Origin of the sequence: Parvularcula sp. LCG005 (assembly GCF_032930845.1) — a bacterium.
GTDB lineage: Bacteria > Pseudomonadota > Alphaproteobacteria > Caulobacterales > Parvularculaceae > Parvularcula.
In genome coordinates, this window is the sequence record NZ_CP136758.1 from 483,964 (window position 1) to 509,489 (window position 25,526).

At 59.6% G+C, this 25,526-nt stretch carries 23 protein-coding genes and 1 pseudogene; 13 read left to right on the plus strand and 11 right to left on the minus strand.

The annotated features are described in order from the left end of the window. Positions 1-58: 58 nt before the first annotated feature. The 3 genes from RUI03_RS02215 to RUI03_RS02225 all read right to left on the minus strand — a co-directional run bounded on the left by RUI03_RS02215 (position 59) and on the right by RUI03_RS02225 (position 2,810). The gene (locus tag RUI03_RS02215; RefSeq protein ID WP_317288654.1) at positions 59-679 is read right to left on the minus strand and encodes a hypothetical protein; all 621 of its coding nucleotides are present in this window, start codon (positions 677-679) and stop codon (positions 59-61) included. Between the two features lie 27 nt (positions 680-706). Then, positions 707-1,888 carry an acyltransferase family protein gene (locus RUI03_RS02220; protein WP_317288655.1) on the minus strand — a complete coding sequence of 394 codons (1,182 nt, stop codon included), beginning with the start codon at positions 1,886-1,888 and terminating at the stop codon, positions 707-709. 385 nt (positions 1,889-2,273) lie between these two features. Beyond that, complete coding sequence (locus RUI03_RS02225) at positions 2,274-2,810, minus strand: VPLPA-CTERM sorting domain-containing protein (RefSeq protein WP_317288656.1); 537 nt, start codon at positions 2,808-2,810, stop codon at positions 2,274-2,276. A gap of 287 nt (positions 2,811-3,097) precedes the next feature. Here RUI03_RS02225 and nuoG point away from each other — a divergent pair, with 287 nt between their 5' ends. After that, positions 3,098-5,209 carry an NADH-quinone oxidoreductase subunit NuoG gene (gene nuoG, locus RUI03_RS02230; RefSeq protein ID WP_317288657.1) on the plus strand — a complete coding sequence of 704 codons (2,112 nt, stop codon included), beginning with the start codon at positions 3,098-3,100 and terminating at the stop codon, positions 5,207-5,209. Positions 5,210-5,246: 37 nt separating this feature from the next. Here nuoG and RUI03_RS02235 read toward each other — a convergent pair whose 3' ends face one another. After that, positions 5,247-5,678, minus strand: coding sequence for a hypothetical protein (locus tag RUI03_RS02235; protein WP_317288658.1), 432 nt, complete (start codon positions 5,676-5,678; stop codon positions 5,247-5,249). Positions 5,679-5,810: 132 nt separating this feature from the next. On the opposite strand from RUI03_RS02235, the gene nuoH reads away from it, so the two are divergent. Together nuoH and nuoI are read left to right on the plus strand one after the other, a co-directional pair. Continuing rightward, the gene (nuoH, locus tag RUI03_RS02240) at positions 5,811-6,878 is read left to right on the plus strand and encodes an NADH-quinone oxidoreductase subunit NuoH (RefSeq protein WP_317288659.1); all 1,068 of its coding nucleotides are present in this window, start codon (positions 5,811-5,813) and stop codon (positions 6,876-6,878) included. Next, positions 6,878-7,366: an NADH-quinone oxidoreductase subunit NuoI gene (nuoI, locus tag RUI03_RS02245; protein ID WP_317288660.1), complete on the plus strand. Its 489-nt coding sequence runs from the start codon at positions 6,878-6,880 to the stop codon at positions 7,364-7,366. Before nuoH ends, nuoI begins: the two co-directional genes overlap by 1 nt. 56 nt (positions 7,367-7,422) lie before the next feature. Here nuoI and RUI03_RS02250 read toward each other — a convergent pair whose 3' ends face one another. After that, positions 7,423-7,947, minus strand: coding sequence for a hypothetical protein (locus RUI03_RS02250; RefSeq protein ID WP_317288661.1), 525 nt, complete (start codon positions 7,945-7,947; stop codon positions 7,423-7,425). Between the two features lie 143 nt (positions 7,948-8,090). Here RUI03_RS02250 and RUI03_RS02255 point away from each other — a divergent pair, with 143 nt between their 5' ends. Further along, the gene (locus RUI03_RS02255) at positions 8,091-8,372 is read left to right on the plus strand and encodes a hypothetical protein (RefSeq protein WP_317288662.1); all 282 of its coding nucleotides are present in this window, start codon (positions 8,091-8,093) and stop codon (positions 8,370-8,372) included. Between the two features lie 4 nt (positions 8,373-8,376). Here the strand turns inward: RUI03_RS02255 and galU are convergent, their stop codons facing one another. Continuing rightward, the gene (gene galU, locus RUI03_RS02260) at positions 8,377-9,252 is read right to left on the minus strand and encodes a UTP--glucose-1-phosphate uridylyltransferase GalU (RefSeq protein ID WP_317288663.1); all 876 of its coding nucleotides are present in this window, start codon (positions 9,250-9,252) and stop codon (positions 8,377-8,379) included. A gap of 72 nt (positions 9,253-9,324) precedes the next feature. Then, positions 9,325-10,770, minus strand: a complete 1,446-nt coding sequence (locus tag RUI03_RS02265; RefSeq protein WP_317288664.1) for a TrkH family potassium uptake protein — start codon at positions 10,768-10,770, stop codon at positions 9,325-9,327. Between the two features lie 308 nt (positions 10,771-11,078). Here RUI03_RS02265 and RUI03_RS02270 point away from each other — a divergent pair, with 308 nt between their 5' ends. From RUI03_RS02270 to RUI03_RS02280, 3 genes are all read left to right on the plus strand, one after another. Beyond that, on the plus strand, positions 11,079-12,383 hold the full coding sequence (locus RUI03_RS02270) for a class I SAM-dependent methyltransferase (RefSeq protein WP_317288665.1): 1,305 nt from the start codon (positions 11,079-11,081) through the stop codon (positions 12,381-12,383). A gap of 81 nt (positions 12,384-12,464) precedes the next feature. Further along, on the plus strand, positions 12,465-13,286 hold the full coding sequence (locus RUI03_RS02275; RefSeq protein WP_317288666.1) for a TIGR00282 family metallophosphoesterase: 822 nt from the start codon (positions 12,465-12,467) through the stop codon (positions 13,284-13,286). A gap of 5 nt (positions 13,287-13,291) precedes the next feature. Next, positions 13,292-14,191 carry a LysR family transcriptional regulator gene (locus RUI03_RS02280; protein ID WP_317288667.1) on the plus strand — a complete coding sequence of 300 codons (900 nt, stop codon included), beginning with the start codon at positions 13,292-13,294 and terminating at the stop codon, positions 14,189-14,191. Here the strand turns inward: RUI03_RS02280 and RUI03_RS02285 are convergent. Together RUI03_RS02285 and RUI03_RS02290 are read right to left on the minus strand one after the other, a co-directional pair. After that, positions 14,188-15,339 carry a sialidase family protein gene (locus RUI03_RS02285; protein WP_317288668.1) on the minus strand — a complete coding sequence of 384 codons (1,152 nt, stop codon included), beginning with the start codon at positions 15,337-15,339 and terminating at the stop codon, positions 14,188-14,190. The two genes, RUI03_RS02280 and RUI03_RS02285, sit on opposite strands and share 4 nt — an antisense overlap. Then, complete coding sequence (locus RUI03_RS02290; protein WP_317288669.1) at positions 15,330-15,869, minus strand: GrpB family protein; 540 nt, start codon at positions 15,867-15,869, stop codon at positions 15,330-15,332. The genes RUI03_RS02285 and RUI03_RS02290 overlap by 10 nt, the downstream gene beginning before the upstream one ends. Positions 15,870-16,014: 145 nt before the next feature. On the opposite strand from RUI03_RS02290, the gene RUI03_RS02295 reads away from it, so the two are divergent. The 6 genes and pseudogenes from RUI03_RS02295 (at position 16,015) to RUI03_RS02320 (ending at position 22,416) form a co-directional block, all read left to right on the plus strand. Beyond that, positions 16,015-16,761 (plus strand): YebC/PmpR family DNA-binding transcriptional regulator, encoded by a 747-nt coding sequence (locus RUI03_RS02295; protein WP_317288670.1) that lies wholly within the window; start codon positions 16,015-16,017, stop codon positions 16,759-16,761. A gap of 77 nt (positions 16,762-16,838) precedes the next feature. After that, positions 16,839-17,810, plus strand: coding sequence for a metalloregulator ArsR/SmtB family transcription factor (locus RUI03_RS02300; RefSeq protein ID WP_317288671.1), 972 nt, complete (start codon positions 16,839-16,841; stop codon positions 17,808-17,810). Further along, on the plus strand, positions 17,797-18,660 hold the full coding sequence (gene metF, locus RUI03_RS02305; RefSeq protein WP_317288672.1) for a methylenetetrahydrofolate reductase [NAD(P)H]: 864 nt from the start codon (positions 17,797-17,799) through the stop codon (positions 18,658-18,660). The genes RUI03_RS02300 and metF overlap by 14 nt, the downstream gene beginning before the upstream one ends. Next, positions 18,657-19,313 carry a hypothetical protein gene (locus RUI03_RS02310; RefSeq protein ID WP_317288673.1) on the plus strand — a complete coding sequence of 219 codons (657 nt, stop codon included), beginning with the start codon at positions 18,657-18,659 and terminating at the stop codon, positions 19,311-19,313. Before metF ends, RUI03_RS02310 begins: the two co-directional genes overlap by 4 nt. After that, a pseudogene (gene metH, locus RUI03_RS02315) lies at positions 19,304-21,955 on the plus strand (methionine synthase); the annotation flags it as partial. The gene RUI03_RS02310 and the pseudogene metH, both read left to right, overlap by 10 nt. A 92-nt stretch (positions 21,956-22,047) precedes the next feature. Then, the gene (locus tag RUI03_RS02320; RefSeq protein ID WP_317288675.1) at positions 22,048-22,416 is read left to right on the plus strand and encodes a hypothetical protein; all 369 of its coding nucleotides are present in this window, start codon (positions 22,048-22,050) and stop codon (positions 22,414-22,416) included. Here the strand turns inward: RUI03_RS02320 and RUI03_RS02325 are convergent. Next, positions 22,413-24,173: an ATP-binding protein gene (locus RUI03_RS02325; RefSeq protein WP_317288676.1), complete on the minus strand. Its 1,761-nt coding sequence runs from the start codon at positions 24,171-24,173 to the stop codon at positions 22,413-22,415. The genes RUI03_RS02320 and RUI03_RS02325 overlap by 4 nt on opposite strands. 133 nt (positions 24,174-24,306) lie before the next feature. After that, the gene (locus tag RUI03_RS02330) at positions 24,307-25,488 is read right to left on the minus strand and encodes a DUF697 domain-containing protein (RefSeq protein WP_317288677.1); all 1,182 of its coding nucleotides are present in this window, start codon (positions 25,486-25,488) and stop codon (positions 24,307-24,309) included. Positions 25,489-25,526 lie beyond the last annotated feature (38 nt).

Sequence of the window (25,526 nt, forward strand, 5' to 3'; positions counted from 1 at the left end):
CGCAGCCGGCCATGAATAACGTCGTCAATCTTGTCGATATCTGCCACGCGGGTTTGCCTCAATCCGCCTTGCTGATCCGCATCAGAATGTAGCCGGGGACTGCCATGAAGAGGATGAGCCCGATACCGAGGGCGAGCAAATAGTTGAGCGGATTCTGAACAAAAACACCCGTGATGATGGCTGTAAGGAACCAGCCTGCCGCCACGCCGCTCATCCAGCTGCGTCGACGGATGGCCCCGACGGCAAACCAGACCGCACCCTGCAGGGCGCAGACCGTCACGGGGAAGAACAGCCAGATGGAAAAATCATCGCGCCGGAACGCTGCCGATGCGAAGACAATTATCAGACTGAGATTGGCGAGACCCGCCCCAGCGAACGCTGCGCCAATCGCGCGTTGCGCCGTACCCGATCCAAAGCCTTTGATCCCGCTCCGTCTGGCAACGACAACGTTGATGACCAGAAAGATCACCGTCGGCAGAAAGCCATGAAGGATCGGTACAATCGCCGGGGCGGTCGGCCAGTACGTGATCTGCAGCCAGTTGATAATGCACTGTGCGCCATAAAGAAGTCCGGCGGCGCCGTAGACGATGCCAGTGGACCGCAGGGCGGGGGTATGATCGCTGACGATAGAGGTCAGAAAGGCAAGATCCTCGCGGGCCTTTGTCACATCGTCAGTCATATCATACTCCCATTCGTTCAAGGACGATTACGCCTTGCGCTTGCGTGGCCCGTTCAACAGATTGCCGATGAAGCTGTAGCGCACCAGAAGGTGATAGCTCAGCAGCATCGCCGGGACCGAGGTGCCGAGGATAAAGGCATATTTCGCTTCAGCGGACCAGTTCCAGTCAAAGATCCAGATCTGCATCGCCAGAACGATAGGCAGGTGGATGATATAGAGCCAGTACGATGAGTCCGCGATATACCGGGTCACGCGGTTCTCGCCATTGAAAAACGCGATGGCCATGCCGATGAACGCGAATGTCAGGTACCAGATGGCAAGGGCGTAGGACGCCGCAAAGATCATTTTCTCCCGGCCTTCAAGAGTGGGCATGGCGCCAGGCTGACCGTCGACGAGGTACAGGCAGATACCGATCGCACCGGCACCCGACACCAGAAACAGGGGCCAGAAGCGTTTGAAGGGCAGGAGCGCATTTGTGCCCCGTTGCAGCTGCCAGCCAAGCCAGAACGCAAGACCGTAGGTGACCATGGCCGGTGTGTTTGGCACGACGCCCGTATCCGGCGTGGGGACACCCATCCATTCATTCCAGCCCGGTTGATTATAAAGGGCAATCGCCACCGGCAGCGCCAGCAGGAGCGGGCTGAGGCTTGATGTCGTTAGCGTGTTCAGCAGCCCATCTACACCGGCGCGTACTTTGCCGCCTCGGTCCAGCATCGCAATCGGCAGACGCAGGACCAGCATAGCGATGTACGCCAGAATCAGGACGTACAGAAACCAAAGATGCGTCCATGGAAAGGTCTCAAGCGTCGGTGGAGGCGATGGCGGCATCTGCTCCATCGTCAGGCCGTACTGGCGCATCATGGCCCAGATGAGCAGGACGGTAATGGCCACGAGGTTCAGCGGCAGAAAGATCGCCAGCGGCGCGGCGATCCGCTTCAGCCGGCTTCTGATGAAATAACCGGCGCCTTTGCGGTGATAGACCATGCGGCCAAAATAGCCCGCCAGCAGGAAAAACGTCGCCATACGGAAGGTGTGGAGGACGAAACCCAGCCAGGCAATGGGCTCTGACCGTTGAGCGTCCATGACAATCCACGTCGGTATTTCGCTTGGATAAAAACTCAAGCCGGCATGAAAGACGATGCCAAGAAGCAGCGCGCTTCCCCTGACAAAATCCAGTGAATGAAGTCGTTCGGTTGTGGTGGCTGTCATAGCGTCCCCCTTCAAAAAATCTCGATGACGATCATGTAAGTGAACAGGTTCATATTGTAAACCTGTTCATCGACAATTTGGATTGGTGAAGGGGCAGAAAGGGGGCTTTTGGTTGTTGGAATACGCACCCGGGCCGGGCCTGGATCCGACGCTGGATGCCTTCAACGCGCTGTTTGTTTTGAAGAAAATTGCTCACACAATGCCGCACCGCGAGAGGGCGCGGGCTTATCGGCGATGGCGCGCGAGAAATTGGAAAAAGGCATGGGCACGGCGGCCGGCCGCATGACAGTCGGCGGTGTCGGTCGTGCACGCATCGGCCATGGCGAGGGTTGGTCATCACTATCGTCGGGGGCGCGGTGACGCTGCTGACGACGGCGCGATTGGCCTATGTTCTGCGACGCCGTGCAGTCGACAGAACGGTCGCAAGTCCTATCAGAAATAGCGGCAGGGCGGCGGGCAGAGGGACTGGATTGGTAGAAATATAGCCTGACACAAGCTGGCGCTGGATGGTGAAGTCGCTGCCGCAGGATGGCGACTGACAGATCCCTTCATAGAAAAGATAGAGCAGCTCCACACTGACCGCATCGCCGCTGAACGCCATGTCGGCCTCGAGAATACTGGCGAAAACGGGCGTGCCGGTGAGGTCGCCCGATGCCGAGGTGACGAAATAGAGCTGATTGGGCACCGTATAGATTGGCACGGCATAGCTGTATGTCGCGCCATTAAACACGCGACCAGCCGTCGTTGTCACGTTCACAGTCGTGAATTTATTGGCGAGGATGTCGTAATCGAAATAGCCAAAGGCCGTCCCTCCATCATCGTAGACGAAATTGTTGAGGTACCACCGCATCGGTGCGGCACTGGCCTGCGCGGTCAGGAATGTGATACCGAGCACCAGCGCACAAAAAAAGGCGCGTTGCATTGTTCTCTCCCCAGAGTTCTCTTGCCGGGCCATCGAACGGGAAATGGGGTGGCGCTACAAGGTTTTCATGCAGTTGAAGACGGCTTGAAAAGCTGCTCTCACAGTGGGTGCTGACGCGGCATAACCGGCTCAATCTGCAGTCTTCAGCCCGCCAGCACCTCTATCGACGCTGGTTTCGCCAATCGGGCCACATGACCCACTTTCCTCTCGCGCGATTGCGTGTAAACGGGGCGGCAAATCGTACCCGGCGCGGCGCCCATGCCGTCACAACTGAATAAAGTCTGCTCATGACCGAACTCCGCACGATCAAAGTCAATGGCCGCGAGATCGATGTCGATCCCAATCTCACCCTGCTGCAGGCCTGCGAGGCCGCCGGTGAGGAAATCCCGCGTTTCTGCTACCACGAACGGCTGTCGATCGCCGGCAATTGCCGCATGTGCCTGATCGAGGTCAAAGGCGGGCCACCCAAGCCGGTCGCCTCCTGCGCGCAGAATGTCAAAGATTTGCGCCCCGGACCGGAAGGCCAGCCGCCGGAGATGTTCACCAACACACCGATGGTGAAGAAGGCCCGCGAAGGGGTGATGGAGTTCCTGCTCATCAACCACCCGCTGGACTGCCCGATCTGTGACCAGGGCGGGGAGTGTGACCTGCAGGACCAGGCTGTGGCCTATGGCCGTGGCGAATCGCGGTTCGAAGAGAACAAGCGCGCGGTCGAAGAAAAATATATGGGCCCGCTGATCAAGACGATCATGACCCGCTGTATCCAGTGCACGCGTTGCGTCCGTTTCGCGACGGAAGTCGCGGGCGTGAACGATCTTGGCCTCGTCAATCGCGGCGAGAATGCCGAGATCACGACCTACCTTGAAAAGGCGGTCGGCTCTGAGCTCACCGGCAATCTGATTGACGTCTGTCCGGTCGGCGCGCTGACCTCCAAGCCTTACGCGTTCACCGCGCGTCCTTGGGAGCTGCGCAAGACCGAGACCATTGATGTGATGGACGCGCTGGGCACGAATATCCGAGTCGATAGCCGGGGCCGTGAAGTGCTTCGCATCCTGCCGCGCATTCACAACGATGTGAACGAGGAATGGCTGTCCGATAAGGGCCGGTTCATCTGGGATGGCCTGAAGAAGCGTCGGCTTGACCGGCCCTATGTCCGTGTGAACGGCAAATTGCAGGCCGCGAGCTGGTCTGAGGCCTTTGCCGCGATCAAGGCCCGCCTCGACATGACGGCCTCCGACAAGATCGGTGCGCTGGTTGGCGACCTTGTGCCAGCCGAAGCCATCAAGGCGCTGAAGGACCTCACCGATGCCCTCGGCACGCCGCACCGCGACTGTCGTCAGGATGGCTCGATGATGGGGGTCCTGCCGGACGGCGGCGAAGCCCCGCGCAGCACCTACACCTTTGGCTCAACTGTTGCCGCGATCGATGAGGCCGATGTCATTCTGCTGGTCGGCACCAATCCGCGCGTCGAAGCCCCTGTCCTGAATGCCCGCATCCGCCGGAATTTCCTCGACAAGATGGATCTGAAGATTGGCCTGGTGGGCGGCGCGGAGGATCTGACCTACGGCTATACCCATCTCGGGTCCGACCCGTCGGCGATCGGCAAGCTGGACAGTGATTTCTTCCAGGCCCTGCTTGATGCGAAAAAGCCGATGATCATTGTCGGTGCCGCCGCCTTTGGTGGTGAGACCGGCAGCGCGATGATGAACGCTGTCCTTTCTCTGGCGGGCCAGGTCGGTGCGATCACACCGGAATGGAATGGCTTCAACGTTCTGCAGACCGCGGCATCGCGCGTCGGCGCGCTCGACCTTGGGTTCGTGCCCGGGGCTGGCGGAAAATCCTTCCACCAGATCCTCGATGCGGCCGAGACCGGCGACATTGAATTTGTCTACAATCTGGGTGCCGATGAGTGCGACACCGACAAGCTGTCCAAGGCGTTCGTTGTCTATCAGGGACACCATGGTGACGCCGGCGCCCGCACGGCAGACGTTATCCTGCCTGGTGCCGCGTACACTGAGCAGTCAGGCATGTACGTCAACACTGAAGGTCGCGTTCAATTGGCCCAGCGCGCCTACTTCCCATTTGGTGAAGCGCGCGAAGACTGGTCCATTCTGCGCGCACTGTCCGGCGTGCTCGGCAAGACCTTGCCCTATGATGACATCTTCGCCCTTCGTCAGGCGATGATGGAGGACAACTCCTCCTTCGTCAGCATTGGCTCGGTCTCACCGGCGATGAGCCCTGATGCCGGTGTCTATCAATCGGGTGAAGGCGAGCTTCCAGCATCGTTCCGGCCGGCCTTTGGCAATTACTACCTCGCCAACCCCATCGCACGGGCCAGTGAGACGATGCGGGCCTGTGTTGAGGCCTATGCGCCGACCGCGCGCCTTGCAGCTGAATAAATCGGGAAGGGCACCGGAAGGTGCCCTTTTGCTTGGCCTATTGCAGCACCCAGGCATCGACCCCGCCATCGATCCCGTCGCCCACATAGCCAAAGAGGCCATCGGCTCCCTGAGTCGGTGTGATGACGAAGACGGGAATGCTGCCGCTGACCAGCATATCGATGCGGATGTCGTCGCCCACACCCGACAGGGATGTGTTGGCGCGGCGCAGGTGGGCACGAAGATCGTCGTCTGGCGTGATGTCGAGGATGAAGGCCTGATTGCCCGTCGCATGGGCCGCCGGTCTGCTGTCGCTCGCCTCGGTCGCGACGATCCGGCCATCCAATTTTGTGATATTCAGCGTTCGAATCGGGTCGACGGATCGTCCCTCGGTGCAGATCGTGATCGATTGGTCGGTGCGGCATTCCGCAGCGGCAGGGCCGACAAGAACGCTGGCGGCCATAACAAGGTGAATCAAAACGCGTTTCATGAACGCAGCTTTCCCTGCCGGCGCCGGGTTGACCACCCCCTCAGGGTTAATATCGGCAGAAAAACCTTTTGATGCTTTACCAGATCGCAGAACCGCTTTTCTTGCCCGGCGGCTTGGGCTAGAGGCCCCGCCATGGACTTCAATTTTCTCGTCGAGCGCAACTGGGATGCCCCGGTTTTCGCCACCCTGATCACGGGTCTTCAGATCCTCGCGCTGGTGCTGATCCTTCTGGTCGGCGTCGCCTTTCTTATCCTGTTCGACCGCAAGGTCTGGGCCGCGGTACAGATGCGAAAGGGACCGAACGTGGTGGGGGCCTTTGGCCTGCTGCAGTCCTTCGCTGACCTGACGAAATTCCTTCTCAAGGAAGTCATTATTCCGGCGGGGGCGGACAAGACGGTTTTCATCATCGCGCCGTTCATCACGGCGCTGCTCGCCATGATTTCTTGGGCGGTGGTGCCGGTCGGAGACAATCTGGTGGTGGCGGACATCAATGTCGGCATCCTCTATTTGTTCGCGATCTCCTCCCTTGGGGTCTACGGGATCATCATGGGCGGCTGGGCGTCGAACTCGAAATATCCCTTCCTCGGTTCGCTCCGGTCAGCGGCGCAGATGGTGTCCTACGAGGTCTCTTTGGGTTTCATCATCATCTCCGTCCTGCTGCTCGTCGGTTCGATGAATCTCACCGACATCGTGGAAAGCCAGGACCGGGGCCTTGGTATTCTGAACTGGCATTTCATCCCGCTCTTCCCGCTCTTCGTGATGTTCTTCATCTCGGCGCTGGCGGAAACGAACCGTCCGCCCTTCGACCTGCCTGAAGCCGAATCGGAACTCGTGGCCGGCTACCAAGTGGAATATTCCTCGTCGCTGTACCTGCTCTTCATGCTCGGCGAGTATCTCAACATCGTCCTGATGTGCGCGATGACGACGATCCTGTTCCTGGGCGGCTGGCATTCGCCGGTGGGCAATTTCCTCGGCCTTGATGCGATCGGACCGATCTGGTTTGCCCTCAAGGTGGTCTTCATGTTCTTCATGTTCGCCATGGTGAAAGCCATCGTGCCGCGTTACCGCTATGACCAGCTGATGCGGATTGGATGGAAGCTGTTCCTGCCGACATCGATACTGTACCTGTTGGGTGTCGCCGCGTTCCTGATCTTCTTCCCCGATGTCGCCGACATGTTCCAAAGCTGGAGGGCTAACTGATGTCTCGAATTGCCCAAGCACTCAAAGGCGCGCTGCTGGCTGATTTTGTCAGCGCGTTCTTTCTGGCCATGAAGTATTATTTCCGGCCGAAATTCACGGTGAACTATCCGTTTGAGCGCGGGCCTGTCTCGCCGCGTTTCCGGGGTGAACACGCCCTGCGCCGCTATCCGAACGGGGAAGAGCGCTGCATTGCCTGCAAGCTGTGTGAGGCTGTCTGCCCAGCGCAGGCGATCACCATTGATGCCGAAGAACGTGAAGACGGCTCCCGCCGGACCACACGCTACGACATCGACATGACCAAGTGCATCTATTGCGGCTTCTGTCAGGAGGCCTGCCCGGTGGACGCTATTGTCGAGGGGCCGAACCTCGAATTTGCGACCGAGACCCGCGAAGAGCTGTTCTACGACAAGGAACGGCTGATCGCCAATGGCGACCGCTGGGAGCGTCAGATCGCCAAGAATCTCGAGCTCGACGCGCCTTACCGGTAAGGCTCAGGCCTATCGAAAGATTTCGGGGCGGCACTCCGGTGCCGCCTTTTTTGTGTCTAGCGGCGCTGAATATTTGGTGTCGTGGCGCAGGCAGCGTCGGCGAGCGCGCCATCGGGCAGGGTGCGGCACCAGTGCTGGCGGACCTCCCAGCTTTGCTCAATCGTCCCCATGGCGTCGATCTGTGACACAGTGAGGCGGAGCAGTGAGTCCGGAACAGCGTTCCAATACGTGGCGGCAAAGGCCACCCGCCATTCCATCTCGGACGGGGTGACGTAGGGGGCCACGGCATAGGCCTGCAGCAGGGCGCCCAAAGCTTCGCGGTCTGGTGCACCGTTCTGCGCGGCCGCTGCGTGGGCGAGCCTGTGCCAGGCGGCCGGGGCGTTGGGCGCGGCTTTTGTTTCCAGCTGCGCAGCCCGGTGGGCCAAGGCAAGGTCGCCACGTGCCGCAGCGCGCATCCCCAGCGCCCTGTAATAGGCACTGCCGCGATGCTGAGGCAGGGTGGAAGCGGTGACGTCTTCAAATGAGCGGTGCGGAAGGCTTAACAGAACGTAGCCACAATAAAGAGAAAGACACCCTATCAAGGTAAATATCGTGGTAAGTATAAACCGTGCGCTTTTCTTCATTTCATCAACTCTATTGAGTTTTTCGCTTTAAACCCAATCGGCTTTACGTCGCCTTAAGTCATCTCGCCTAAGCCGGTTGCGTAAGAGTATGGAGTTTGAAGATGGCCAAAGCAGCAGTCGCCCCCACCTATGATGAAGCCGGCCCCGCCGTCGATCAGGCGAAGCCATCGCCAAAGGCCCCTCAGGAAACGCTGAATATCGATGCGCAGAGCGCGGCCCTGTCGCCAGCCCGGCGCATGCAGGAAACGCTTGGCCGTGAATTTGGTGATGCGGCGGAAGCCATTGAGCCCTGGCCGATCCGCCGCACCGTTGCATTTGTGATCTTTGCCTGCGGCGCATTTTGGACCGCGGTGTATTTCGCGGTCGCCGCCATCGCAGGCTGATCGATCAGACGTAGGATTTGATCCAGTCTTTCAGGTCGCTGGCGAACTCGTCGCGACCCATGGCGAAGGCGATATTCGCTTTCACGAAGCCCAGTTTCGACCCGCAATCATGACTTTCACCCTCATAGGTGACGGCAAAGAACGGCTGGTCGTTCATCAGTTCCGCCATGGCATCGGTCAGCTGGATCTCGCCGCCTGCGCCTTTGCCGGTATTGGCGAGGATGCCAAAGACTTCTGGCTGCAGAATATACCGGCCCATGATGGACAGGTTTGACGGCGCCTTGTCGACGTCCGGCTTCTCCACCATTCCCGACATTTCGATTTTAGAGCCTGTCGCGTCGCCTTTGGGCGCGATGATGCCGTATTTGTTGACGTCCTCATGGGGGACTTCCTCGACGGCGATAATGTTCGCACCCGCTTCGTATTTGTCGACCATCTGTTTCAGGCAGCCTTTCTCGCCCTTGACGATGACGTCGGGCAGGAGAACGGCGAACGGCTCGTCACCCACGATATCGCGGGCGCACCAGATGGCGTGGCCGAGGCCGAGCGGCTGTTGCTGGCGCGTGAACGAGCAACCGCCTGCCGGCAGGACCGACTGCATCGTCTCGTTATAGATGGCCGTTTTGTTCTTGGCCTGCAGCGCGGATTCCAGTTCGACCTGATGATCGAAATAGTCTTCGATGGCGCCTTTTCCGCGGCCTGTCACGAACACGATGTGTTCAATACCGGCTTCACGGGCTTCATCGACCACGTACTGGATCAGCGGGCGATCCACGACCGTCAGCAATTCTTTCGGGATGGACTTGGTCGCGGGCAGAACACGCGTGCCGAAACCGGCAACGGGAATGACGGCTTTGCGGATCTTGCTCGGGCTGGACATCTTGAATTCCTTCTCTCTTTCGGGTCGTCGATTACGCATTGTCTGGTCTGTGCTCAAGCCTGGGGGTGTTGTCTATCGCACCCAGAAGGCTTTCGTGAGCATGACCATGAGGGTGAAAAATTCGAGCCGCCCGGCAATCATCGCAAAACTGAGGATCGCTTTGGCGGCATCGGGCAGGGGGGCAAAATTGCCAGCGGGTCCGATGATGGGCCCAAGGCCAGGCCCCACATTGGCAACTGAGGTCGCACCCGCCGTCAGGGCGGTCAGCAGGTCGAGCCCCATCATGGTCAGGGCGGCCGCGACAAGCGCAATCAACACCATGAAAATGATGAGAAACGACAGGATCGACTGGATCAGGTCCGTCTCGATGTGCCTGCCATTATAATTGATCGGCGTGACACGGGATGGACTGACCAGCCCTTTCAGGTGGGACATGATGAGCAAATACAGGATCTGGAAGCGATACATCTTGATGCCCCCTGATGTAGAGCCCGAGCAGCCTCCGACGACGGTCAGAAGGAAAAATAACCCCACCGCCCAGTTGCCCCACTGGGTATAGTCGACGGTCGCATAGCCTGTGGTGGTGACCACGGAGACGATGTTGAAGGCCGCCGCAGTCAGGGCCTCGCCAATTGCCATGTCGTCGAGATAGGCAAGGCTCAGCCCGACGCCCAGGGTCGTCAGGCCCAGCATCCACAGGAACAGCGGCACCTGCGCGTCCGAGGTGAAGTTCAGCGTGGCCAGATTGAGCGCGCGGACATAGATTACAAAGGGAATGGCGGCGAGCACCATGAACACGATGGCCACCCATTGCAGCGCCATGTTCTGGAAATAGCCAAAAGAGCTGTCATGGGTTGAATAGCCGCCTGTGGAGACGGTCGTCATGGCGTGATTGACCGCATCAAATGCAGTCATGCCCAGCAGGCCGTAGATGATGGCGCAGACGATCGTCATACCCAGATAGATGGCGCCGATGGTGCGGATCAGGTCGGTGGAACTGGCCAGCACCTTGTCGGAGGTGTCGGAGCTCTCGGTGCGAAAAAGCTGCATCCCCGCCACTCGCATGAAGGGCAACATGAACAGCGCCATCACGATAATCCCGATGCCGCCAATCCATTGCAGAAACGATCGCCAGAACAGGAGGGCCGCTGGCAGGGTATCTAGATCGGTCAGGACGGTGGCGCCCGTGGTCGTGAACCCGGACGCTGCCTCAAAATAAGCGTCCACCATGCTCATGCCCGCGCCGAGAAACGGGATGGCAGCGACCGCAGGCAGCACGAACCAGCTGGCCGTGGTGAGAAGGAAGGCCTGGCGGCGATCGAGAAAGAATTCGCCTGGCTTGTAGCCCACCACAACGCAAAGCGATCCCAGAAAAATGGACGTGAACATGGCCCATTCAATGGCGGGCAGCCCGCGCTCGTGACGAATAACATCAAACAGAACCAGCGGGATCATCATCACCGCAAGGATGAGCAGCAGGATCCCGATAACCCGGATGACCGGGGCAAAATCTTTCATGACGGTCGTCTCGTTAATTCCCGGCGCTCTACACGCTGGCACAGCCTTCACATAGTCCTGCTCGGCCAAAGGGTAAAATCACCTTTTGCCGGAGATAGTATCGGGATTTGTAGCGACCGGCGGGCATTTTGTGTGTATGCGGACCATATTGTAATTCACGTGTTGGATTCAACATGGTAAATGGATATTCATTATCCTGAAGAATGTATGAAGATATTCTTTTGACAATTCCCGTGTCGGGTTCATCGTGACTTAACCACAATCAGGCAGAACAGTCCGCAACTTGTTGAGTAGGGCTTTCTGGCAATATGACCGAGACATTCCTTTCCGCTTGCCGTGCATGCGGTGGTTCTCATCTGACCCCCGCTTTTACCCTTGGCACGGACAATGCCTGGGCATTCTGTGGCGATGCGAGTGGTGAGGGCGGTTGTGGTCTTCTGCAGCGGGCGACAATTGGCGGCGCAAAATTCCGTCATGCCATTCCGTCCCTGTCGTGGACGGAACAGTATCGCCTCCGCGGTGCCGTTGCCGGTGCCTTGGAGATGGTCACGACACGCGATGGTGTGGCGCTGGATATTGGCTGCGGCAATGGCGCACTCCTTGCCGGATACCCCCGCTGGATCACCCCTATCGGGATTGATGAACGGCTGGAGCGGACCGGGCCGACGGATTGGGGCATTGGCATTGCCGATGATTTCCTCGCCGACAGCGCGCAGGAGACGCTTTCAACTACAGCGGCCAACGGGTTTGACATCATCACTTGCGTTGATGCGCTGGAGCGGACGGACGATCCGACCACCTTCCTGCATCACGTGAAATCTCTGCTGGCTCGTGACGGCGTCTTTGTCCTTGAGACGCCCTATGCCGCGCTGGCCCTGCCGCGCACAATGACCAGCACCTTCCATCGCCAGTCGATGGCCGTCTATACCCTGGCAACACTGGAGCGCCTGGCGCGCAATGCCGGCTTCCGTATTGTCCGTGGACAGATGACAGAATCCGCCGGCGGTTCCATCCGGCTCTATCTGTCTCATGATACCTATCATGGTCACGACTACGGCCCGTGGTTCGAAATGCTCGCGCGTCTGTGGGATGAGGAGAACGCTCTCTGTCTGAAGGGGCGTGCTGCCTACCACGCCTATCAGATGCGCCTTGACGCACGGGCCCACGATGTGGCCGCCCTGAAAGCCCAGATGATCCGCGGTGGTGAACACGCCTATGTCATCGGTACCTGCTCCCGCACCATGGGCATGCTGCAGGCTGGTGATCTCGACTACGATGTCATCTCCGCCCATATCGGCGATGTCGCGCGGGAAGGTTTCCCTGAAATCATCACTGACGAAATTGCGCGTGATGCAGCCCCCGATGTCCTGATCGCGCCGACCTGGCGCCGCCGCGAGACGTTGGAAAGCTGGCAGGAAGCCGTCATGGATGGCACACGGATCGTGTTCGTGGAGCCTGAACTCTTGGTCGTGGACGCCTCCAACTATGCCATGGAACTGGGACGCGCGCTCGCGGTCACCGACGGACCGGGCAGCGTTGAAACGCTGCGGGCGGCTCTGTCTGCGATGCGCGGTCCGAAGCTGAAAGTCGTCACTCCCCTCGTGGCGGTCTGACGCAAGGCGCCAGTACCCGCGCCCCCGTGACGGGACGGCGGGAAGCTGGTACCCAGCCTTTTCGATTGTGAAAGGGTGCCGATGAGGCTGTTGTTCCTCGGGGATATTATGGGCCGGACCGGCCGCACGGCGGTCGCCGAGCAATTGCCCGGCCTGCGCAAAGCCTGGCAGGTGGATTTTGTCATCGCCAATGCTGAAAACGCGGCGGGGGGCTTCGGTGTCACGGGGGCCATCGCGCACTCACTGTTCGAAGCGGGCGTCGACTGCATCACGACCGGCAACCACGCCTTCGACCAGAAAGACGACATCTCCTTTTTTGATGACGAGCCGCGCATGTTGCGGCCGGCCAATTTCCCGCGGTCCAATCCCGGACGCGGGGCAGGGCTATATTTTACCAAAGACGATCGCCGGGTGCTGGTCATCCAGCTGCATGGCCAGCGGTTCATGAACCCGATGGATGACATGATCCCGGCGCTTGAGCGCGAGATGAGCGGCATGAGCCTCGGGCATGAGGCCGATGCGATCGTCGTCGATGTCCATGCCGAGGCGACGAGTGAGAAATACGTCATCGGCCATTATATGGATGGGCGCGTGAGCCTCGTCTGCGGCAGTCACACCCATGTGCCCACAGCAGATGTACAGGTCCTGCCCGGCGGAACGGCGTTTCAGGCCGACGCTGGCATGTGCGGCGACTATGACAGTGTCATCGGAATGGAGAAGCACGCACCCATCGAGAACATGGTCAGCAAGATCAAATCCGGCCGCATGGTTCCAGCGTCTGGTGAGGCGACGATCTGCGGCATTGTGGTGGATACGGATGACCGGACGGGTCTGTCCACTGGCGCCTGGGCCGTCAGGGTCGGTGGACGCCTGGCCGCCGCGGCGCCGCCAGCGAAAGGCTAGCCGCGATGGATCGCTATGATGACATGGTGGTGTTTCAGCTGCTGGCGCGCACGGGCACCATTTCTGCCGCCGCTGCGGAGCTGAACGTGGCACCTTCTGCTGTCAGTCGCCGACTGAAGGCGCTGGAGGATCGTCTCGGGGTCCAGCTGGTCCAGCGGACGACGCGGAAGATGACCCTGACGCCATCGGGTGAAGCCTATCTCGCCGGGGCGAACAGTATCGTCGGACAGCTTGATGAGCTGGAAGGCAATCTGCAGGCCGGCGCGGGCACGCTGACCGGCACCATCCGCATGACCGCGCCATTGTCTTTTGCGCTCATGGCCCTGCCTGCCGTGCTTGACAGCTTCATGCGTCAGCACCCGGGCGTTGTCATCGACCTGCATCTGTCCGACAGCCGCGTTGATCTTGTTGCTGAGGGGTTTGATCTTGCTCTGCGCATTGGAGAGCTTGGCAACTCGACGCTGAAGGCGCGGCGCCTTTGCGGGATCGAATTCGCGCTCTGCGCCTCACCCAAATTTCTCGAGCAGCATGGCGATATTCAGACGCCGGATGATCTTCAGGGGCTGCCCGCCTGTATCTATACGGGGGAAGTCCAGGGGACCATCTGGCGCTGGCGCTCGCCCGAGGGGGGCGAAGGGCAGGTGCAGGTCCAGACCATCGTCAAGGCCAATAATGGCGACATCCTGCGTGAGCTCGCGATCCATCATCACGGTCTCGTTTGCTCGCCGCGGTTCATCCTGCGGCCGGGACTGGAAGCGGGCACGCTTATCGAGCCGTTTGCCCAGTACAGCTGGGGCGACACCAGTCTGCATGCTGTCTATCCGCCCAATGATTACATGCCAGCGCGGCTGCGGGCACTTCTCGACCATCTGGCCGATGCGCTGAAAGGCGGCTGTAGCCGTTAAGGTAGGGTCAGCGCCGTCAGGGGCAGGCGTGTCACCTCGATATCTTCCTTGTTGGTGCCGTAGGCGATGTAGAGGTGATCGTTCCAGATCACCGATTTGGGATAGCTGTAGCCCTGGCGCTTGTACTTCCCTTCATGGCGAAGTGGCGGCATGTCGTCCCCGCCGCGTACCAGAAAGGCGCGATCGAACCAGAAGCCGTCATCACTCAGCGTAATGACAAGGGGCCAGCGTTTCTTGCTGCCAGTCGGGTTGCTGACCTGGAAGGCTGTTCCGTCGGGCAGGTTGCCCGTACTCTGCTTGGAGCGGGAATCGAGCATGTTGGTCAGTTCCGGCGTGGTCCAGTGCGCACCATCATCATGGCTGACCGCCGCCAGTTTCTGAAAGCTGCTGTCCTGATCGCGAAAAACCATGACGATGCTGCCATCGGCGCGCAAAAACCAACTTGGTTCAATCTCCCGGGTCATGTCTTCCTTGTGAGGAAGGTTTTCCATCTCGCCCCGGGTCCAGCCACCAAGGCCCGTCGGGTCGTCGGTGTAGTATGGAGAGAGCAGGAGCCCCGGCTGCTCATGAACGGCAGTCAGCAGACGGCCAGAGGGCAGGGCGCGCAGATCCTGCTCAATAATACCGTTGAGCGGTTCGCCACCTGCTGTCAGGACGGGGGCCGGGTCGGACCATGCCTCACCGTCAACAGAAGTGCGGTACACGGTGTAGCCGCCGCGCGGTGTGGAGGGATCGTCCGGCCAGACAAGAAGATAGGCGACGAGCTCATCACCTGCCTGCCACCAACCGCCGCTGGTCATGATGCCCCGTTCCTGTGGGACGCTGAGGACCAGTGGTGCAGACCATTCGAGCCTATCGGCGCTTGAGGCATAAAGCACGCGGGTATCTTCCGCGTCCTCATCCTGCGTCGAGCTCTGCCACATGGCATATAGCTTTCCCTTGAAGGGGAAAAGAACGGCGGCGTGGTTGTAGCCTGCCTCTGGCGTCGCCCTGAAGATTGTCGCGGTTTCGGCGCCGGGGACGGTTCCCAGCCCGAGGGTCTCCGCCTGCTTCTGGTCATAAAGATCATCGGCGACGGTGAAGGGCGGCGTCTCTTTCGCGGGCGGGGTGATTGTCAGGGCAAGAAGAGCGGCTGCGATTATGAACATGGGGTCTTCTCACCAATCTCTTGGGTGAGGAAGCGCAGAGCCTTCTGCGCCATTTCATCGACCCAAGGTTTTTTCTCGTCCTGAAAATTGGCGAAAAGAACGCCGTCAGCGTCGCAAAGCGTACTTTTCAGCTCGGCATATTCGGCCGCAATTTCCGGCTTCATCTGCAGGTATCGGCAAAACGCGACATGGCGCAGGATCTCGGGGTCGCCGACTTGATAGGCGTGCACATGAAAGCCGGGGTAATTGGCCCCTGCGCGTTTGCTGAAATATCTGCGACGCCTGATGCCGTATTCTCCGCGCACTTCATAACCCATTGCGGTGAAGTCGCGCGCATGCCTGTCCACGGCCATGACCGATGTCACTTCGAGGAGAATGTCGATGACCGGCTTTGCCGGTATGAGCGGAATGGCTGTGCTGCCGATGTGGTGCGCCTGAACCAGCGTTGGGCCAAGCCGACCAGATAGCGTCTCGGCTTCACCCTCAAAAAGGGCGGCCCAGTGGGGGTCGTGGGGAACAAGGCGTTTCATCGCCCTACGCTATCACTATCCCTGCGGCGACGACACTACGGGGCGCCTGTGCCTGCCTGTCGGCAAGTCCCCGTGCTTGCCACAGTAGCGCCGCGGCGCTAGACGCCTCGCCTCAATCCAGAATCTGTAACTGCCGGAGGCTTCCGTGGCTGGCCACTCGAAATGGGCGAATATTCAACACCGTAAGGGGCGTCAGGACGCCAAGCGGTCCAAGATGTTCTCCAAACTCTCCAAGGAGATCACGGTCGCTGCCAAAATGGGCGCGCCTGACCCCGATATGAACCCGCGCCTGCGTCTGGCGATCCAGAACGCCAAGGGCCAGTCCATGCCCAAGGATAATATCGACCGCGCGATCAAAAAAGCGTCGGCTGGCGAGGGCGATGATTATGCGGAAATCCGTTATGAGGGTCGTGGGCCTGATGGCGTTGGCATCATTGTCGAGGCGCTGACCGATAACCGCAACCGTACCGCCTCCGATGTGCGGTCGACATTCTCGAAAAATGGCGGCCAGCTTGGCGAGACTGGCTCTGTCTCCTTCGGCTTTGACCGCATGGGCATGATCGAATACCCGGCCGAGATTGGCTCTGAGGATGACGTCATGGAAGCGGCCATTGAGGTCGGCGCCGATGACGTTGAATCCGGTGAGGAAGGTCACACCATCTATTGCGCCTTTGAAGATCTCGCCGAAGTCTCAACCGCCCTCGAAGAACGGTTCGGTGAGGCGACATCCCAAGGCCCGACCTGGCGCCCTCAGACCAATATCGAGCTCGACGTCGAGAAGGCCGAGACGATGATGCGCCTTTACGATGCGCTGGACGATCTGGATGATGTGCAGAAGGTCTATGCCAATTTCGAGCTGAGCGACGAGGCGGCCGAGAAGCTCGGCGGCTGATTTGTCACCGCTGACCGGTTTCGCTTGACCATCATATAAAGATTTCTTTATATCCCTCGGACTAAACCTGCGGGGATATGGTGGCCGGATTCGATCAACTCCTAGAGCAATTGCGCGCGGCGGGCGAAGCCACCCGGCTGCGCACGCTGATGCTTCTTGCCCGGGGTGAGCTTTCGGTGACCGAGCTGACCCAGATCCTCGATCAGAGCCAGCCTCGTGTCAGCCGCCATCTTAAGGTGCTGACGGAGGCGGGCCTCGTAGAGCGGCATCAGGAGGGGGCGTGGGTATTCTATCGCCTTGCACCTTCCGCCGCGCTGGATCTCGACGGGATCAAGGCCGTTGACCTGCCCCAGGCCGATGCCGCCGCACTCGCCACGGTGCGCCAGGTGCAGGCTGAGGACGCCGCCCGCTACTTTGCTGAGCACGCCACGGAGTGGGAGGCGCTCCGCACCCGTCACATTGCCGAAGAAGAGATTGAAGCGGCACTGCTCCGACTGGCGGGGGATGGCGGAGACCGATTTGTCGATCTTGGCACGGGAACGGGCCGCATGCTGGTCCTGTTCAAATCGCTTTACAGCCACGGCATCGGCTATGATCTGTCGGCGGAGATGCTGTCCATTGCGCGGGCACAGTTGGCCGATGCCGGCATCACCCACGCCCAAGTCCGCCGCGGCGATTTTCTGGAAGACCCGCTGCCCGAAGATGCGGACCTTGTCTGCCTGCACCATGTCCTCCATTTCCTTGCCGAGCCTGAGCGATTGATCGGCCTGGTGGCCGATGCGCTGTCCCTTGACGGGCAAATTCTGATCGCTGATTTTGCACCGCATACCCATGAAGATCTGCGCGAAGACCATGCGCACCGGCGCCTCGGCTTCCGCGATGAAGAAATTGAAGGCTGGGCGAGGCGCGCCGGCCTGATGATCACGGCCAATGAACGGTTCGACCCGCCCATGGCCGATGGTCTCGTCACCTGCATCTGGCGTCTCGAACGCCAGTCCCGCATTCGCCCATCGGCCAAAAAACTCCAGGAAAATCATGTCCCCGCTTAAGGTCAGCTTCGAATTCTTCCCGCCCAAGACCGAGACGATGGCGGAAACGCTGTGGCAGTCGGTGGAAAAGCTCGCGCCGCTCCAGCCGGACTTTGTGTCCGTCACCTATGGCGCAGGCGGATCAACCCGCGACCGGACGCACAAGACCGTGGCGCGCATTGTTGACAACACCGATCTCGCGGTGGCGGCTCACCTCACCACGGTGGACGCGACGCGAGAGGAGGTCGACGAGGTCTTGCGTGACTACTGGAACGTTGGTGTGCGTCATATCGTGGCTCTGCGCGGGGACCCCAGCGCCGGTGTTGGCGAAAAATATGTACCCACCCCCGGTGGTTATGCCAATGCGGCGGACCTTGCCGCGGGCGCCAAGGCCATTGGCGATTTTGAAATCTCCGTGGGCTGCTATCCTGAGAAACATCCCGAAAGTGCCGACTTTCAGGTGGATATCGATCTGTTGAAGGCCAAGGTGGATGCGGGCGCGACCCGGGCCATCACCCAGTTCTTTTACGACAACGACAAGTTCGAGGACTATCTTGAGAAAGTGCGCGCGGCGGGTATCGATATTCCGATCGTGCCGGGCATCATGCCGGTCAGCAGTTTCAAGGCCCTCGATCGCATGTCCGGCCTCTGCGGCACCAGCATCCCGGCCCAGATGCGCCGCATCTTCGAGAACCTCGACGACGACCCGGACACACGGCGTCTGGTGGCCGCCACGGTGGCCGCCCAGCAATGCTATGACCTCGTTGACCGGGGTGTGACGGACTTTCACTTCTACACCCTGAACAGGGCGGATCTGAGTTTTGCAGTCTGCCACATGCTGGGCCTGCGCCCCAACACAGCCGCAGCATGATCAGGCCACGGATCAGCGTGGTGGGGGTACCCAAAGGACTTCGGTATTTCGTGACCGAAAGCCTTCTCATCGTATTGTCCATTCTCTTGGCTCTCGCGGCCAATGGCTGGCGAGTGAATGTGCAGGAGCAGCGCGCGGTCGAAGCCTCTGCACAGGCCCTGCACAGTGAAATCATGGCGAGCCTTTCAGCGCTGGAGGAGGTCGACGGCTATTACCGCGCTGTGGCCGACGCAGTGGGGGGCGTCATCGGTGCAGGGGAATTTGCCGAGGATGATGAGGCCCAGCAGGTCTTCTCTCGCATCGAGGTCCTGCGACCCACGCTTCTGGGGCTAACGGCGCCCATCAATCATGCGGCTTGGGACATCGCCAAGGACAGGGGAGACGTCTCCCGAATGCCCGTTGAGGTGGCCAAGCCGCTCGTGGCCCTCTACGACGGTCAGATGCCGATCTTCAAAAGCTCGGCGCAGTCTGCGCTTGACGTGTTGATGTCGTCTGACATGTATCGCCCTGCGGAAACCGCCGTCATGCTGCGAACGTTGCAGGCCCATTTCTATGAACTGTCTGCCCAGCGCGGGGCGATCGTCTGGCGTCTTCAAGCCGCGCAAGAAGCGTTAAACGCTGAATATCCAAACCTGACCGAAGAGAACCGTTAGACATGAGTGCATCGCAACCCCGCTTCATCAATATCGGCGAACGGACGAATGTCACCGGTTCGGCCAAATTCCGCAAGCTGATCAAAAATAACGAATACGCCGCGGCGGTCGATGTGGCCCTGCAGCAGGTCGAGAACGGCGCACAGATCATCGATGTGAACATGGATGAGGGCATGCTCGACGGGGTCGAGGCCATGGTCACCTTCCTGCGCCTGATTGCCTCTGAGCCGGATATCGCCCGGGTGCCGGTCATGATCGACAGCTCCAAATGGGAAGTGATCGAAGCCGGGCTGAAACAGGTACAGGGCAAGGCCATTGTCAACTCGATCAGTATGAAAGAGGGGGAGGAAGCGTTTCTCCACCATGCTCGCCTCTGCCAGCGCTATGGTGCAGCGGTCGTGGTCATGGCGTTTGACGAACAGGGTCAGGCTGATACCGCTGCGCGGAAGGTGGAGATCTGTACGCGGAGCTATAATCTCCTCGTCGAGAATGGCTTCCCGCCAGAAGACATCATCTTCGACCCGAATATTTTCGCGGTGGCGACGGGTATTGAAGAGCACAACAACTACGCCAATGACTTTATCAACGCGACGCGGACGATCAAGGAAACCCTGCCCCACGCTAAGGTTTCTGGCGGGGTGTCCAACATCTCCTTCTCCTTCCGCGGTAATGATGCCGTGCGGGAAGCGATGCATTCGGTCTTCCTCTACCACGCCATCAAGGCGGGGATGGATATGGGCATCGTCAATGCGGGCCAGCTGGCCATCTATGACGACATTCCGAAAGAACTGCGCGACCCGGTCGAAGACGTCATTCTGAACCGTGACCCCGGCGCTACCGAGCGGCTTCTTGAAATCGCGGAACGTTATCGCGGGCAGGGGGCCAAGGCGCGCGAAGAGGATCTGTCCTGGCGCGAGACGGATGTTGAGGAACGTCTCAAACACTCTCTCGTCAAGGGCATCACGGCCTATATCGAGAAGGACACGGAAGAAGCGCGGGTCAAGCTTGGCCGGCCGCTCTATGTCATTGAAGGGCCTCTCATGGCCGGAATGAACGTGGTCGGTGACCTCTTCGGCGACGGCAAGATGTTCCTGCCGCAAGTGGTCAAGTCTGCCCGCGTGATGAAACAGGCGGTCGCGTATCTTCAGCCTTTCATGGAGGAAGAAAAGCGCCAGAATATCGATGCTGCGCCCAAGGCTAATGGCAAGGTTTTGATGGCGACGGTGAAGGGCGACGTGCACGACATCGGCAAGAATATTGTCGGAATCGTTCTTCAGTGTAACAATTATGAAGTGATCGACATGGGTGTCATGGTGCCGGCCAATGACATCCTTGCCAAGGCGCGGCAGGAAAATGTCGATGTCATCGGTCTGTCCGGTCTCATCACGCCCTCGCTTGATGAGATGGTGCATGTCGCCTCGGAGATGAAGCGCCTCGGCATGACCCAGCCCTTGATGATCGGGGGCGCCACCACGTCAAAGGCTCATACAGCGGTGAAGATATCGCCCCGCTATGACAGTGGGGTGATCTATGTCACCGATGCCAGTCGCGCGGTCGGGGTCGTCAGTGAGCTTCTGTCCGATGAGCGCAAGGCGGATTATCTTGCCAAGATCAATGACGACTATGATAATGTGCGAGAGGCCTTCGCAAACCGTCATGCCAAAGACGATCGGCTGCCGATTGAAGAAGCGCGTCAGCATGGCTTTGACGGCGGCGGCCATAGGCCTGTTCAGCCTGCAAAGACCGGTGTGACGGTATTGAAGGACGTGGCACTGGAAGACCTGGTGCCATATATCGACTGGACCCCCTTCTTCGCTTCCTGGGATCTGCACGGAAAATATCCGGCGATCTTGAGTGACAGCAAGGTGGGTGAGGCGGCGACATCTGTCTATAATGATGCCCAGGCAATGCTTGACAAGCTGGTGTCGGAAAAGTGGTTCCGGGCCGACGGCGTGATCGGTCTGTGGCCTGCGAACCGACGCGGCGATGATATTGTGGTTTGGGCAGACGAAAGCCGCAGTGAAGAGGCGGCCGTCTTTCATACCATCCGTCAGCAGATGAAAAAGCGTGAGGGACAGCCAAATTACGCTCTTGCAGATTTCGTTGCACCAGAAGGCACAGAGGACTGGATTGGCGGCTTCGCCGTTACCGCCGGGCACGGCGAAGACGAGATGGTCAAAAAGCTGGCGGATGCCAACGATAACTACTCATCCATCATGGCCTCGGCCTTGGCCGATCGATTGGCGGAAGCGTTTGCCGAATATTTGCACGCTCGCGTCCGACGTGAATTCTGGGGCTATGCCGCCGATGAAGCGCTGGGCAATGATGATCTGATTGCCGAGAAATATCGTGGTATCCGTCCGGCACCGGGCTATCCGGCACAGCCTGACCACACAGAAAAGGGTGATCTGTTTCGCCTTCTGTCCGCGACTGAGAATTGTGGCATGATCTTGACGGAGAGCTACGCCATGCAGCCGGGCGCCGCGGTTTCGGGTTTTTATTTCGCCCACCCGGAAAGTGTTTATTTCGGGACCGGCAAGATCGGTAAGGACCAGGTAGAAGACTACGCCAAGCGTAAGGGCTGGTCGCTGGAAACAGCCGAGCGCTGGCTTTCGCCAATTCTTTCTTATATTCCGTCCTAGGTTGTGACCGAGTGGCCTATTTGCCAATCGGTCCGGGTCATGACAGAAAGTGCACTGATGAGGCGGGGCCCTCAAATCGCATGGAGGCAGGCATGTCGTGGCGTCTGGTCGGGGTTGGGGTATTCAGTGCAGTGACGGCGGCGTGCTCAACGCCGCTGAAGAATGCGGATCGACAAGCGGTCAAGCTTGGGCCGACGCACAGTGCGGTGAACACTTGCGCCACGCTCGTGCCGATTGCGGCCCAGACGACGGCAGGGGGCATCGCTGAGGAGCAGGCCTGGCTGGCGCGGCGCTATCCTGGGGCCATCAAACTGCGGGAGCAGGTGACCGACTGCGATGGTCGTCCGGTTGACCGGGTCACGATTCGTCACGAGGGCAAGGACATGACGATCCTGTTCGATATTTCGAGCTATTTTGGCAAGGTTGGCGAAGACGACCTTGATGATCTTCTCGACGGCTAGGCGGCGACGCTTCGGCGGCTCACCGTGCGCATGATGACCTCGCGCAGGGCATCAGCGCGGACAGGCTTGGCCAGAAAATCGTCCATGCCGGCGGCCAGCATGGCCTCGCGCTCACCTGCCATTGCATCCGCCGTCACCGCGATGATCGGCACATCGGCCATGGGTGTCTTCAGACGACGGATGGCCCGCGCAACGTCGGCACCATTCATGCCGGGCATATGCTTGTCCATCAGGATGACGTCAAAGGTCTGGTGACGCACAGCGTCCAGACAGGCAAGACCATCTTCAACGAAGACACTTTCGACGCCCCAGCCTTTGATCAGTTCGCGGATGACGAGGCGATTGACCTCATTGTCTTCGGCAATCAGGACGCGCAGGCCTTCGATTGATGTTTCCGTGGCGTCGGTGATACTGGCGCGGGCAGGTGGCGCCAGGTCCGCAGCTTGGGCGGGCAAGGTCAGCAGGAAGGTCGTTCCTTTTGGTGATGTATCTTCAATGACGATACTGCCGCCCATCAGGGTGGCCAGCATCCGGCAGATCTGCAGCCCCAGCCCGGTACCGCCAAAGGACCGCGTGGTCCCCTGTTCGCCCTGTTCAAACGCCTCGAAGACGGCATCACGAAGATGCTCCGGAATGCCCTTGCCGGTGTCACTGACGCGAAACTCAAGCACGCGCTCATCACCGTCCACAGTTGCGATGTTGAGGATGAGATCCACCCGCCCGGTGGCGGTAAACTTGATCGCATTGGACAGCAGGTTCTGAAGGATCTGACGGATGCGCAGATCATCGGCAAGGATGGCCGGGGGCACATCACCCGTGATGGCGATATCCATGGACAGGCCCTTGGCGCGCGCTGATTCGCGCCACGTGTCGGCGGTGAATTCCATCAGTTCCGTGATGTCAAAGGCGCGGGGTTCAATACCGAACTTGCCGGCTTCGATCTTGGACAGATCAAGCAGGTCATTGAGGATCAGCAGCAGCGATTCGCCGGAACGGCGGATTGTCCGAGTCAGTTCGCGTTCATGGGGTCCAAGGTTAGCGTTCATCAGCGCATCGGTCAGGCCGATCACCCCGTTCAGTGGTGTGCGGAGCTCATGGCTCATCGTCGCGAGGAAATCGGACTTGGCGGCTTCTGCCCGGCGGGCCCGCAGCATACTGGTCCGGGTTTCTGCCAAGGCGCCGTAAACATGTTCAGACAACATGATTGACATGGCCGCGGACATGGCCAGTGCGAACAGGGATTGAGTATAGCGCGTGGCCTCGAGCGCAAAACCACGATCGACCGACAGCGGCGCATGGTTGAGGCTGACCCAGTAAAGGAATGTGACGAAAGCAAAGCCGATAACGGTGAAGGCAATCGCCGCCTGACGTCCTGCGATAAAGCCATTCATCACGGGACCAAGCGCAATGAAAACGATCAGTGCTGTGTTGATCCCGGTGCCCTGAGGCAGGGCGGTGCCGCAAATCGCGCCCAATAGAAGGATGTTGAAGAAGACGGCGTAGAAATATTTCTGCTTGTACCATCGGATGAGGTGAACCGAGGCCAGCAGAGCGAGAATGGCAATGCCGCCGATGATATGATCGGTCGTGAAACCGTCATAGGTGACATACATGATCATCTGATTGACGATCTGGATGCCCACCAGCATCATGCCGATCACCCAGATCGCACGCATACGCATGACCACGTCGGGCGAGCCATCCTGCGGAATGCGCAGAAACGCCTCGTACCGCGATACGATCGACTTCCAGTTCATAATGATACGCTCTCTCACCTTTGCCCCTAGTATAGGCGACCTGTAACTTAGGTTTGGTAAAGGCGAATGCGACGTTTTAACCTGAAACCGGAATTGAAACCGATTTCCTGTTGTTTTAACAACTGAATTCGGTTCAGGGCGTCTCTTCAGTGGGTTTTCGGCTTGTTCGCTTGCCGACCGTATTCTGGACCATGGACCAGGCCGACCGCGGGGCCGTCCACGCCTTCTGCGCCACGTCGATGGCCAAGCCACCGGCGCCGCCCACCAGCTTGAGGAAATCGCTGATCAGGCCGCCGGACTCTTTGCGCACCTGCTCCAACACTTCGGCAGCGACCTGCGTCGCCCGACGACGGGACCAGACGTCGAAGCTGCGACACCGGCGCTTGGCGGCATACCCCAGTTTCAGCGTGACCAGCGCGTTGACCGAGCCGTCCATCACGGGTCCTGCAACGATGCCGCCGACACGGTTCATCACCCCGCCCATCGTATGACCGGCCGTCTCGGTGAGGTCATCGGCGACGCGGCTGAGGACGACAGACATCGATACATCGCCGATGATCTTCATGCTGAGGCGCAGGCTGGGTCGACCATAATAAAGCCGTCCAATGCGGCTGATCATGTTCACATTTCGCCACAGGACGACAAAGGCATCGACCGTGCCGTTCAGGCTGACGGCGGTGGCCGTCGCCACGCCTAGCGCCTCCTTGCGGATATAGGCGTCAACTTCCTTGTCCAGATCATTGAGCAGCGGGAGAATGCGCCGTGCCTCGAACTGGCCGATCTCCTCACCCGCGACGCGCGGGGTCAGGTCGTGTTCCCGCTGGGAAAGCGCCTCAAGGTCGGCAATGGCCTCAGCAATGGCTTTGCCGTGACCCGAGAGGGCAGGGTTCGACTGCATGTTGCGCAGATAGGTCAGATCATAGGCGATGCGCCGCTCCACATCGTGGTGGGTCAGGGCGGGATCATGCAACTCGACGTCCGGAGGGATCGCAACCGAGGGCATCCGCATAAACCGCCATAGCGGGCGCACCACGAAAAAGACAAGCGCCGCACTCACCAGACCGACGAATATGCCGCCCAGCACCGGATGGATGCCTGCGAACAGCGAGGCAAAGAGATAGATCTGTCCGACGATGAGAAGAGCGGTGAGCGTCAGCGCGCCATAGGCGGTCCACTTGATCGCCCGCCAGGCCCGTTTCCACTGGGCCGAGATTTCCCACCGGTCTTCCTCCACTGGCACGGGTTCTGGCAGCTTTGCCTCAGGCGCTGATGGGGGCGGGGCGTCAGGCGCGCGCTGTTTGCTTGTCGTGGGCATGGAGATGAAATGGGGCGAAGCTGCAGGGTGTTCAAGTT